Raw genomic sequence first — 11,172 nt, 5'->3', positions numbered from 1 at the left:
GAAGAGATTGACGTATGAATATTTTAAAGATGTAGTTGTTTTTTATTACGATGAGGTGGAGTCTAATGTAGAATTACAGTCGGTAGGGATGGTGACAGCGTAATGATTATTAAAAAATACGTAGGGAAAACCGAAGAAGAAGCGGCGGAGGCTGCCAAGAAGGAGCTTGGCGGAAGCGCCGTTATCATGAATGTGAGGGATGTAAAGCCCAGCGGATGGCGGAGACTGTTCCAATCAAAGCAGGTGGAGGTGACGGCGGCTTTGGAGGAGGAGCAGGATGCCTATACGCCCGTACGCAGAGAGGCAGCGAAAGCCTCGGCAAATCAGCCCAAGGCGACGCTTCTTTCGGAAAAAGTCTCTGATATGGATAACGGGCTTGAGGGAAGCTCAAAGGACATTGAAAAGAAGCTGGAAAGCCTCCAGAACCTTCTGGTGACTCAGCTTAAGAAATCTGAGACAGGGAGAAATCAAGCCGGAGAGGAAGAGGAGGAAACGGTTCCGAAGCACGAAGGCAGCGACAAACAGGGAGACAGGGAAGAAAATAAGGAACAGGAGAAATTTATCCGTCTTTTGTACAATACCATGCTGGACAATGAGGTGGATGAAAGATACGCCAATCAGATTCTGGAGGACATAGACAAAACCAGAAAGCCCAACACTCCCATTGATTATATTCTTACAAACGTATATCAGAAAATGATTTTAAAATTCGGAAGGGCGGAGGGAATCAAGCCCGCTGCAAAAGGACCGAAGGTAGTGCTGTTTCTTGGGCCTACCGGCGTAGGCAAGACTACGACTATCGCAAAAATAGCAAGCAGCTATTCTGTAGGAGAGAAGAAAAACATTGCCCTTTTGACCGCCGATACTTACCGGATAGCCGCTGCGGAGCAGCTTAGGACCTATGCCAATATACTGGAGGTTCCCTTTCAGGTAATCTATACCAAAGAAGAGCTGCAGAAAGCGATTTCAGATTTTGAAAGCTTTGATTACATTTTTGTGGACACGGCGGGGCATTCCCACCAGAATGAGGAGCAGCTGGAAAAAACCAGCGGTCTGCTTAAGGCCGTGGAGGAGATGGCGGAGTATCAGGCGTTTCTTGTGCTCAGCGCCACCACCAAATACAGTGATCTGCTGCGTATTGCAGAAAGCTATAAGACCATAACAAAATATCAGCTGATTTTTACCAAGCTGGATGAGACGGCTGCGTTTGGAAATCTGATGAATTTGAAGCTGTATACGGATGCTCCCATCGCTTTTGTAACCTGTGGTCAGAATGTACCGGATGACATTGAGCAGTTTAATCCGCAAAAGACTGTAAAATCCTTGCTGGGAGGGAAACGCGGATAAAGGAGTGTGGATATGGATCAGGCAGAACAGTTGAGAATCATGAAAGCAGGCAGACAGACAAGACCCCTGGCGCGTGTCATTACCGTTACCAGCGGAAAGGGCGGGGTAGGAAAATCCAACACCTCCATCAATCTTGCCATTCAGTTTCGCAGGCAGGGAAAACGGGTCGTTATATTGGATGCAGATTTCGGGCTGGCGAATATTGAGATTATGTTCGGGGCGGTTCCAAAACATAATCTATACGATTTGATTTATCAGGGAAAAAGCATTCAGGAAATTATCACCTGGGGGCCCATGAATGTGGGTTTTATTTCCGGCGGCTCCGGAATTTCCGGGATGGCAAACCTAAACAGGGAGCAGCTAAGCTATATTATTCAAAATCTTGCCCAGTTGGATGCCATTGCGGACATTATCATAGTGGACACGGGAGCCGGCATTGCAGATGCGGTGCTGGAATTTTTGGTGGCCAGCGGGGAAATTCTTCTGGTAACCACGCCGGAGCCAACCTCCATTACAGATTCCTATTCTCTTTTAAAGGCGCTGTACCGTCATCCTAAATTCAACGAGGAGGAGACCAAGGTAAAGCTCATTGCAAACAGAGTGCAGAAGGAGGAGGAAGGGGAAATTCTGTTTCATAAGCTGAATACGGTGGTGGCCAGATACCTGAAGGTGCCTATGATCTTTTTGGGAAGCGTGCCGCAGGACGCTCTCTTGTCGCAGGCAGTGATGCAGCAGGTTCCGGTTTCTCTTCAGAGTCCGGACGCAAAGTCCAGCCTTGCCTACGAAAGGATTGCCGGACGGCTTTTGGGCGCAGAGGAAACAAAGCGCCAGCCCAAAAGAGGGATTGCCGCATTTTTTTCTCATATAATTAGCAGAAGGTAGAAGGAGTGGCATATGCTTTCAAGGATGATTTCTGTGGGAGATAAAATTGATTTGCAGGCCCTTGAGGGGCCGGGGGAGAGCGGTGAGGAGCCGGCCATATACCACAGCATGGTGTATGACATCCTGTCCGAGGACACGTTAGAGCTTACGATGCCCCTTGAAAAGTCAAAACTGGTACTGCTGCCCGTTGGCAGTGAATACCGCATGATTTCTTATGGAGAGACGGGACTTTATCAATGCCTGGTGCGGGTTACCGGCCGGCGCAAAAGCGATAATGTATTTATTCTCGGGGTAAGGCTGAGCAGCGGTCTGAGTAAATACCAGAGAAGGGCGTACTACCGCTACAACTGTACGCTGGATATGCAGGTTCGGAGCCTTTCCAGGGAAGAAATACGGGTGCTGGAAAAGAAGCTGCCCTTTGTGCCCCAGCCGGGGCTTCCCATGGAGAAGGGCGTTATTGCGGATATCAGTGGAGGAGGACTGCGCTTTGTGTCACAGCAGCGCTACGAAGCGGAGGAATTTATTTACTGCGCTTACATTCTGGTGAGGGACGGAAAAAAGAAGGAAATAGAGGCTGCAGGCAGAGTGCTGAGTGTGAGAGAGCTTGAGGAAAAAAGGGGAACCTTTGAGCACAGAGTGGCATACTGCAATTTGAGCAGAGTGATGAGAGAAGAGATTATTAAGTACATATTCGAGGAAGAACGAAAAATCAGGAAGAAAGAAAATTTGATGTGAGAGGAGGCACTTTCGTTATGCCAAAAAAAATTCTGGTTGTAGATGACTCTGCACTCATGAGAAGAGTGCTATGTGATATAATAAACAGCGATAAGAGATTTCAGGTTGTCGCGAGAGCCACAAATGGTCTGGAGGCCTTTGACCTTTTGAGCAGGAATCAGTACGACGCAGTGGTCCTTGATGTGAATATGCCAAAGATGAACGGGCTTGAGCTGTTAAAGGAGCTGCGGAAATTCAAGATATCTGCCAAAGTGATGATGGCAAGTACGGATACCAGGGAAGGCGCTAAGACAACCCTTGATGCTCTTGAGCTTGGAGCACTTGATTTCATACATAAGCCGGACAGCGCCATCGACTGCAGGGTAGACGCTTTTAAAACGGAGCTTCTGCGGATACTGGATGTGGTGGCAAACAGCAAGCCTCCTGTGTTTGAGTCCGAGGAAAAAATCCGGGAAAACAGACAGACTACCAGTAAAATGGTGGATATTGTGCGCAGGCACACCGTCAGGGTTCCGGGGAGAAAAGTGGTGGCTATTGCCAGCTCCACAGGCGGTCCCAAGGCTCTCCAGTCGGTGATACCGAAGCTTCCCAAGGAGCTGGACACACCGGTGCTTGTGGTGCAGCATATGCCCAAGGGCTTTACGGCATCCCTGGCCGAGCGGCTCAACGACTTAAGCAGTGTTGCCGTGAGGGAGGCGAAAGAGGGAGATGAGCTGGAAGCGGGAGTGGTGTATATCGCCATGGGGGGCATGCACATGAATGTGAAGGTCTCTCCTGCAGGAAGGCATACCATCCATTATTCCGACGAGCCTGCCAGGGAGGGCGTGAAGCCTTGCGCCAATTATATGTATGAGTCCTTGGCAGGCAGCCGCTTTGACAATGTGGTCTGTGTGGTAATGACGGGGATGGGCGCCGACGGAACGGAAGGAATCAAGAACTTAAAAGCGCAAAAGCAGGTACATGTGATTGCCCAGGATCAAAACAGCAGTACTGTTTTCGGGATGCCTAAGAGTGTTATCAATGCAGGATTGTCTGATCAGGTGGTTCCCCTGGAGCAGATCGCACAGGAAATTATATTGCATGTTGGAGTGAAAACCAGCAATGTGTAAGCCGTTTGTGGCAGAATGGAGGATAAAATGGACGTAAGCCAGTATCTTGAAATTTTCCTGGATGAAACGAAGGAGCATTTGCAGACTTTAAACACACAGATTCTTGAACTGGAATCAGATCCTGAAAACATGGATGTTATCAATGAGATATTCCGTGCTGCACATTCCTTAAAGGGCATGGCGGGGACCATGGGATACAAGCGGATGCAGACGCTGACCCATGATATGGAGAATGTATTTTCTGAGGTGAGAAACGGCAATATCAAGGTGACCCCTGATATGATAGACGTGCTTTTCCACTGTCTGGATGCGCTGGAGGAGTACAATAACAATATTCAGGAAACTGCGGATGAGGGCGCCAATGACAATGAGCCGTTAATCAAGCAGCTGAATGATATTTTAAATCAAAACAGAAAAACACAGGAGGCTCCCACAGATAATGCTGCCGGGGAGCAGAAGGAACAGGAGACGAAAGAGACGGAGACCTCCGCAGATAAATGGGATCACATTCCGCTGGACGAAAGCCAGATTCATGTAATATTGGCGGCTCAAAAGCAGGGGAAGAAGGTTTACGGCCTGAATGTGGTGGTGCAGGACAGCTGTATCCTGAAGGCTGCCAGAGCTTTTCTGGTTTTTAAGGCAGTGGAGGAAAAAGGTGAAATTATCGTGTCTGAGCCCAGCGCCCAGGATGTGGAGGACGAGAAATTTGACAAGGACTTTACCTTAATTGTCCTGTCTGATGCCACTCTGGACGAGGTGATTCAGGCGGCTGGAAGTGTATCCGAAATTGCAAATGTGACAGGCGCTCCCATTGTTTTGGAAAACAACAGCAGCTATCATCCTTTGGAAGAGACGGCCGCAGAGCAGGAAAAGCCGGAGACCGAGGCTGCCGGGACGGAAACCGCCCAGTCGTTGCCCGAGGAAAGAAGGGCAAAGCCTGCAGCCAAAGCGCCGGAGAAGAAGCAGACGCCCGGAAAGCCCGTGGTGAACCGGACTGTCAGAGTGGACATTGAAAAACTGGATGTGCTGATGAATTTGGTGAGCGAGCTGATTATTGCCAAAAACTCGCTGGTATCCTTTGCAAATCAAGAGCATGACCAGACAAGCGGCCAGGGCTTTAATGAGCAGATTGAATATATTGAGAGTGTTACCACAAATCTCCATGAATCTGTAATGAAGGTGCGGATGGTTCCCATTGAGAGCGTTGTAAACAAGTTTCCCCGTATGATACGTGATCTCTCCAAGACTCTTGGCAAAAAGATGGAGCTGTACATGACGGGTGAGGAGACGGAGCTTGACAGAACTGTTGTGGATGAGATCGGAGACCCGCTTATGCACCTTCTGCGCAACGCAGCGGATCATGGGCTGGAATCTGCGGAGGTACGGGCTCAGAGAGGCAAGCCTGAGACGGGCTCTATCTGTCTGGACGCTTACCAGGACGGCAACAATGTAATTATTGAAGTGAAGGATGATGGAAACGGTATCGACGTGGAAGCCGTGAAAAACAAAGCCATTGAGAAGAATGTGATCACGCCGGAGCAGGCAGCCAATATGACAGAAAAGGAAATCATCAATCTCCTTTTCCTTCCCAGCTTTTCCACAGCGAAGAAGGTTACGGACGTTTCCGGAAGAGGCGTGGGGCTGGATGTGGTGCGCTCCAAGATTGAATCCCTGAGCGGCGAGGTAGAGGTAAAGACCAAGCTGGGCGTAGGCAGTACCTGGACCATCAGACTGCCGTTGACCCTTGCCATCATTCAGGCTCTCATGGTAGTTGTAGGGGGTGAGAAATATGCCATCTCACTGGGTTCCATTCAGACGCTGGAAGACATTGAACCAAACGAGGTAAAGCTGGTGCAGAACAAAGAGGTCATCAATCTGAGGGGAACGGTTATTCCTCTGATCCGGCTTTCGGAGGTGCTTGACATAGAAAGCAGCAGGTCTGCCGACGAAAACCTGATCGTGGTCATCGTAAAGAAGGGAGACAAGATGGCGGGACTTGTGATTGATGAGCTGATTGGACAGCAGGAAATAGTGATCAAATCCCTTGGGAAATATATGAAACAGTGCAAATTCATCAGCGGCGCTACGATCCTGGGTGACGGTGAGGTGGCGTTGATTCTGGATGCCAATGCTTTGATTTAGGAAGGAGAGATGACGATATGGAACAGCTCAGTACAAGGAAACAGGAATATGTGCAGGAAGTTGAAGGCAAAGAGCCGGTTGAGACCATTCAGTATATCGTAATCCGTCTGGGAAAAGAGCAGTACGGCATCGACATCTGCAACGTGGACAGCATTGTAAGGATGCAGCATATCACCAGAGTGCCAAAGGTGGCAGCGTATCTGAAGGGGGTCATTAACCTGCGGGGAGAGGTAATACCGGTTATGAGTCTGCGTTTAAAGATGGGCCTTGCAGAGGATGAGGTGACCAGATCCACCCGTATTATCATTCTGAAGCTGGATCAGCAGGGCAATGTGGGAATCATGGTGGATGAGGTAAAAGAGGTGGTGACCCTTGAGACCACGGACATCGAGAAGGTTTCCTATGATTCCAAGGACGACAAGACAAATTTTATCAACGGAGTGGGAAAGCACGATGGCGAATTGATTTCCCTGCTGGATTTAAATACCGTCGCGCTGGAGGATAACGCATAATATTCAGTGAAGGAGAAGGAGCCAATGGGAGAGCTCAGCTTGGAAAAGGTTTCGGAGACCTATTTTGACGTATTGAAGGAAATTGGAAATATCGGAGCGGGAAATGCCATGACGGCTCTTTCCCAGATGCTTCAATGTAAGGTGGACATGAAGGTTCCCCAGGTAAAGCTGCTGGAATTTTCGGAGGTGGGAGCACTGATGGGCGGCGAAGAGCAGGTCATGGTGGGTGTGCTTTTGGGCGTCGAAGGCGATATCACCGGCAGCATGATGTTCCTGGTGGAGAAGGAGAGCGCAAAGCATCTGATCAACAAGGTGATGATGGGGATGGCGCCGGAGGGAGACGACTTTTCCGAGATGGAGCTGTCTGCCATGAAGGAGCTGGGAAACATTATCACAGGAGCTTACCTGAATTCCCTTTCTACCCTGACAAATCTGCAGATTTATCCTACGCCGCCCGCTCTGACGGTGGATATGGCGGGAGCAATTTTGAGTGTTCCCGCCATTCAATTCGGCGTGCTGGGAGACAGAATCCTGTTGATTCAGTCCCAGTTTTATGATGAGATTGAGATAGACGGATATTTTATTCTGATACCGGACCTGGAATCCTATTCTAAGATTCTGTCCGCATTGGGGATACCGGTGGAATAGACCAGACAGGGAAAAGTGAGAAGGAAAAGCGCATGAGTGAGATTATCAAAGTGGGAATGGCAGATTTAAAGACCTGTGTAAGTCCCAATGGCGTCACCACGCTGGGACTTGGTTCCTGCGTAGGAATCGCCATCAGAGACCCGAATACGAAAATAGGCGGGCTGGCACACATTATGCTGCCGGACAGTAAGCAGATACGAAACAGCCAACAAAATATTGCAAAGTTTGCAGATACCGGAATTGCGGAGCTGGTATCCCAGATGGAAAAGCTGGGGGCGGTACGCAGCCGTATGGTGGCAAAGATTGCGGGGGGAGCTACCATGTTTTCCTTTCAGGGACGTTCTGATATGATGCAGGTGGGGGATCGCAATGTGGAGGCGACCAAAAAGAAGCTCAAGGAGATGAATATCCCGATTCTGGCCCAGGATACAGGAGCAAACTATGGACGGACAGTTACCTTTTTTCCTGAAACAGGAGAATTTCATATCAGGGCCGTGGGAAGGGCAGAGAAAATTATCTGACAGGGGTATGCTATGAACAGAAGATATTTGCCTTTGATACTGATGCTGGCAGCGGGAGCCGTTACCTGCATAGTTACATTTATAAGGGATTTTTCAATTTTGGGGAAGCTGGGAGCGCTGCTTTTTGTTTTGGTTGTATTTTATTTTTTGGGCAGCGTTTTAAAATGGACCTTAGATTATTTTGACAGACAAAACCAGGCGGCAGCGGAGGAAAAGGAAGAGGGAGAGAGCGGGGGCGAGGAACTGAAAGCGCAGAGCAAAGAGGGAGAGCAATAAAATTTAATGGAAGAGGCTGCTAGAAAGAAACTTTTAGAAGAATACGCAAAGACCAAATCGCTGGAAACCAGGGAGAAAATCATTTTGGAGTATGCTCCTTTGGTCAAGGTGGTGGCGGGCAGGCTGAGCATGTACCTGGGCTATAATGTGGAGTATGAGGATCTGGTCAGCTACGGGATATTCGGTCTGATTGACGCTATAGACAAATTTGACTGCATGAAGGAGGTCAAATTTGAAACCTATGCCAGCCTCAGAATCCGCGGAGCTATTCTGGATCAGATTCGCAAGATGGACTGGATACCCAGAACCATCCGGCAGAAGCAGAAAAAGATTGAAGCTGTGATCAAACAGATAGAGCAGTCAACCGGGCATGGAGCTACTGAGGAGGAGATTATAAAGGGGCTTGGAATATCGGCAGAAGAATACCTGGAATGGCAGTCTCAGATGAAAATTACAGGACTGGTATCCTTGAATGAATACATGGAACAGGGCAGCGATGTGTCTCAGGATTATGGAAGGTACACTGCGGCCAGGTTTGACAGCCCGGAGGAACGTATTGAAAAGGAGGAGCTGAGCAGGGTCTTAGGGGAGGCTTTGGAGCTTTTGACGGAAAAAGAAAAAAAGGTAATCACGCTTTATTATTATGAGGATTTAACGTTAAAGGAAATCAGCAGCCTTTTGGAGGTATCGGAATCCAGGGTATCGCAGCTGCACACCAGAGCGCTGCAGAAAATGAAAACAAAGATGGGAACTTATATGGGACTTCTGTCTGATCATTGACAGTAAATGTATTGGGAGATGTGTTATGCAAAATGGATTTTTTCGGCTGGTAAAGATGCCGGGAGGCTTTGGAATCCGTTTTTTTCCGCCGACGGACGGTGGAGAGGAGGTTCGGATTGCGGAGGTAATGGGCTATCTTGACCGGCTTCATGTGGATTACGACGCCAATCAGCTCAAGAAATATATTGGGGAAAAGACCCAGGGAGCTTGTTTTTTAGGGAGAAAGGACTGCCCGGTATGCGATGAGACTTATCAGCTTGAGGTAAGCGATGATTTTATGGAGGCTGTGGCAAGATTTTATCCCCCCTCAGATACCGGAAAAAGAATTACCTTTGATGAATTCTATAAGGACCTCAGGTACCGTAATATTGTTTCAGGAGTACAGATGTCCTCCTTGCAGGATCATTTTCAATCGGAGGGGATTTACTGTACGGACCTGGTGGTGGCAAGGGGCAGGGAACCCAGACAGGGCACTGATGCCCGTGTGGAATACTGCTTTAACACGGAAGTGCATGTACAGCCTACGATGCGTGAGGATGGAAGCGTGGACTTCTTCCATTTGAATATGATCAACCACTGCAGGAAGGGGGAAATGCTGGCAAGGATTCTTCCGGAGGATCAGGGAGAGCCAGGGGTTAATATTTTGGGCAGGAGGATTGCGCCAAAACCTGTAAAAAGAGCGGTTCTGAAATTCGGGCGCAATATTGAGCTGTCTCCTGATAAAAACGCTATTTATTCCAAGGTGGACGGACACGTGGTTTTGGTGGATGACAAGGTTTTTGTGTCCGACGTATATGAGGTAGAGAATGTGGATATCACCACAGGTAATATAGAATTTGAGGGCAGTGTGCAGATAAATGGCAATGTGGCCTCAAATTTTGTGGTGAATGCTAAAGGAAACGTGATTATAAACGGTGTGGTAGAGGGCGCCCACATTACGGCCGGCGGCAATATCATCATTGCAAGAGGAGTAAACGGCATGGGAAAAGGAACCCTGGAGGCAGGAAGGGATGTGGTGGCAAAATTTATTGAGAATGCCACAGTGAATGCAGGCGGCTATGTCAATACGGAATCCATCCTCCACAGCCAGGTCAGCGCGGGAACAGAGATTACGGTAACCGGCAGGAGAGGCTTTATCACAGGAGGGCATGTTCAGGCGGGCAACCGTATCAATGTAAAGAATCTTGGAGCCGCCCTGGGAGCGTCCACCATTGTGGAGGTGGGAGTGGACCCGGAGAGAAAGGCCAGATATGTGCAGCTGCAGAAGGAGGTTTCGGAGCTGGTGAAGCTGATTAAAAACACGCAGCCGGTGCTGATTAACTTTGGAGAAAAACGTGCCAAGGGAGTGCGGTTTACTCCGGAGCAGCTTAAATATGTGAAGGATGCGGCGCAGCTGGTAGAGACTAAGAAGGAAGAGCTGGCCCGGAAAAACAGGGAGATGAACGAGCTTCATACGCTTCTTGCAGGGCAGCGCAAGGCCGCAGTGGTGGTGCAGGGCAGTGCTTATCCGGGTACTACAATCATTATTGGGGATGTTTCCATGATTCTGCAGAGCAATTATCAATATTGCAGATTTGAAAAGGTAGAAGGCGATGTAAAAATGCTTCCTATGTAGGAGCTTACAGAAAAAAGGAGAAGTACTATGGCGTTTGGCTCCATTGAAATAACAACAATCACCAGAGCGCAGGATTATACAGCCATCAAGCAAAACGAGGACAATAAGCCTTTGGTGAACCAGACCAATATTGGGCAGCAGATACAGAAGGATACACAGCAGAGGGCCAGGGAGGTTCGAAGCTCCGATAATTCCGACTGGCAGAATAAGAAGTTTGACGCCAGAGAAAAGGGAAGCGGAGAATACTATGGCGACGGGGGAAGAAACCGTCAAAAAAAGGAAAAGAAACCGGACGGCATGAAGGAAAACGGGTATCGGGGATTTGACATAAAAATTTAAGGGACGGACTGCACAATGAGCGCAATGGAAATATTTCTGCTGATTACAGGCGGAATCATTTTTATAGTGAGTTTTCTTCTTCCGGCGGGCAGAGAGGATACGTCGGAGGAAAATAAGGCCCTTGTGAGAGAAGAGATCAGGGGCTTTGTTGCCGATGAAATGGAAAACATAAAGAACCAGGTGGATGATGTGGCAGAGGAAACTGTGGGATATGCCATGGAGAAAACGAAACGGTCCCTGGAGAGAATAAAAAAAAAAAAAATCAT

13 protein-coding genes are annotated in these 11,172 nt (G+C 48.6%); all 13 read left to right on the top strand.

The genetic code is table 11. The features are described 5' to 3' along the window. Positions 1-102: 102 nt before the first annotated feature. On the top strand, positions 103-1,347 hold the full coding sequence (gene flhF / locus SHK35_RS13415; RefSeq protein ID WP_318710159.1) for a flagellar biosynthesis protein FlhF: 1,245 nt from the start codon (positions 103-105) through the stop codon (positions 1,345-1,347). 12 nt (positions 1,348-1,359) lie between these two features. Beyond that, positions 1,360-2,229 (top strand): MinD/ParA family protein, encoded by an 870-nt coding sequence (locus SHK35_RS13410; protein WP_318710157.1) that lies wholly within the window; start codon positions 1,360-1,362, stop codon positions 2,227-2,229. 12 nt (positions 2,230-2,241) lie between these two features. Further along, complete coding sequence (locus tag SHK35_RS13405; RefSeq protein ID WP_318710156.1) at positions 2,242-2,964, top strand: flagellar brake protein; 723 nt, start codon at positions 2,242-2,244, stop codon at positions 2,962-2,964. A gap of 17 nt (positions 2,965-2,981) precedes the next feature. Next, positions 2,982-4,073 (top strand): protein-glutamate methylesterase/protein-glutamine glutaminase, encoded by a 1,092-nt coding sequence (locus tag SHK35_RS13400; protein WP_318710155.1) that lies wholly within the window; start codon positions 2,982-2,984, stop codon positions 4,071-4,073. A gap of 27 nt (positions 4,074-4,100) precedes the next feature. After that, positions 4,101-6,215 carry a chemotaxis protein CheA gene (locus SHK35_RS13395; protein WP_318710153.1) on the top strand — a complete coding sequence of 705 codons (2,115 nt, stop codon included), beginning with the start codon at positions 4,101-4,103 and terminating at the stop codon, positions 6,213-6,215. 17 nt (positions 6,216-6,232) lie between these two features. Continuing rightward, a complete protein-coding gene (locus SHK35_RS13390; RefSeq protein ID WP_318710151.1) occupies positions 6,233-6,727 on the top strand; it encodes a chemotaxis protein CheW in 495 nt (164 codons plus the stop codon). A gap of 24 nt (positions 6,728-6,751) precedes the next feature. Then, entirely contained in the window at positions 6,752-7,375 is a 624-nt protein-coding gene (locus SHK35_RS13385; RefSeq protein WP_318702456.1) for a chemotaxis protein CheC, read from the top strand. Positions 7,376-7,407: 32 nt separating this feature from the next. Further along, on the top strand, positions 7,408-7,896 hold the full coding sequence (locus SHK35_RS13380; RefSeq protein WP_318702455.1) for a chemotaxis protein CheD: 489 nt from the start codon (positions 7,408-7,410) through the stop codon (positions 7,894-7,896). A gap of 12 nt (positions 7,897-7,908) precedes the next feature. After that, positions 7,909-8,172 carry a hypothetical protein gene (locus SHK35_RS13375; protein WP_318702454.1) on the top strand — a complete coding sequence of 88 codons (264 nt, stop codon included), beginning with the start codon at positions 7,909-7,911 and terminating at the stop codon, positions 8,170-8,172. 6 nt (positions 8,173-8,178) lie between these two features. Further along, complete coding sequence (locus SHK35_RS13370; protein ID WP_318710150.1) at positions 8,179-8,952, top strand: FliA/WhiG family RNA polymerase sigma factor; 774 nt, start codon at positions 8,179-8,181, stop codon at positions 8,950-8,952. Positions 8,953-8,977: 25 nt separating this feature from the next. Then, positions 8,978-10,567 carry a DUF342 domain-containing protein gene (locus tag SHK35_RS13365; protein ID WP_318710149.1) on the top strand — a complete coding sequence of 530 codons (1,590 nt, stop codon included), beginning with the start codon at positions 8,978-8,980 and terminating at the stop codon, positions 10,565-10,567. A gap of 27 nt (positions 10,568-10,594) precedes the next feature. Next, positions 10,595-10,906, top strand: a complete 312-nt coding sequence (locus SHK35_RS13360; RefSeq protein ID WP_318702451.1) for a hypothetical protein — start codon at positions 10,595-10,597, stop codon at positions 10,904-10,906. Positions 10,907-10,921: 15 nt separating this feature from the next. Then, a partial coding sequence (locus SHK35_RS13355; RefSeq protein WP_318710148.1) for a hypothetical protein occupies positions 10,922-11,172 on the top strand: 251 nt, incomplete at its 3' end.

The organism is Candidatus Acetatifactor stercoripullorum (assembly GCF_944382095.1).
GTDB classification, from domain to species: domain Bacteria; phylum Bacillota; class Clostridia; order Lachnospirales; family Lachnospiraceae; genus Acetatifactor; species Acetatifactor stercoripullorum.
Note: the sequence above shows the minus strand (reverse complement) of the source record. Positions and strands in the feature narration are given on the sequence as shown.

Bases quoted from the DNA above. Each gene is read 5' to 3' on its own strand.
- flhF (WP_318710159.1), top strand. From the start codon at position 103: ATGATTATTAAAAAATACGTAGGGAAAACCGAAGAAGAAGCGGCGGAG.
- SHK35_RS13410 (WP_318710157.1), top strand. From the start codon at position 1,360: ATGGATCAGGCAGAACAGTTGAGAATCATGAAAGCAGGCAGACAGACA.
- SHK35_RS13405 (WP_318710156.1), top strand. From the start codon at position 2,242: ATGCTTTCAAGGATGATTTCTGTGGGAGATAAAATTGATTTGCAGGCC.
- SHK35_RS13400 (WP_318710155.1), top strand. From the start codon at position 2,982: ATGCCAAAAAAAATTCTGGTTGTAGATGACTCTGCACTCATGAGAAGA.
- SHK35_RS13395 (WP_318710153.1), top strand. From the start codon at position 4,101: ATGGACGTAAGCCAGTATCTTGAAATTTTCCTGGATGAAACGAAGGAG.
- SHK35_RS13390 (WP_318710151.1), top strand. From the start codon at position 6,233: ATGGAACAGCTCAGTACAAGGAAACAGGAATATGTGCAGGAAGTTGAA.
- SHK35_RS13385 (WP_318702456.1), top strand. From the start codon at position 6,752: ATGGGAGAGCTCAGCTTGGAAAAGGTTTCGGAGACCTATTTTGACGTA.
- SHK35_RS13380 (WP_318702455.1), top strand. From the start codon at position 7,408: ATGAGTGAGATTATCAAAGTGGGAATGGCAGATTTAAAGACCTGTGTA.
- SHK35_RS13375 (WP_318702454.1), top strand. From the start codon at position 7,909: ATGAACAGAAGATATTTGCCTTTGATACTGATGCTGGCAGCGGGAGCC.
- SHK35_RS13370 (WP_318710150.1), top strand. From the start codon at position 8,179: ATGGAAGAGGCTGCTAGAAAGAAACTTTTAGAAGAATACGCAAAGACC.
- SHK35_RS13365 (WP_318710149.1), top strand. From the start codon at position 8,978: ATGCAAAATGGATTTTTTCGGCTGGTAAAGATGCCGGGAGGCTTTGGA.
- SHK35_RS13360 (WP_318702451.1), top strand. From the start codon at position 10,595: ATGGCGTTTGGCTCCATTGAAATAACAACAATCACCAGAGCGCAGGAT.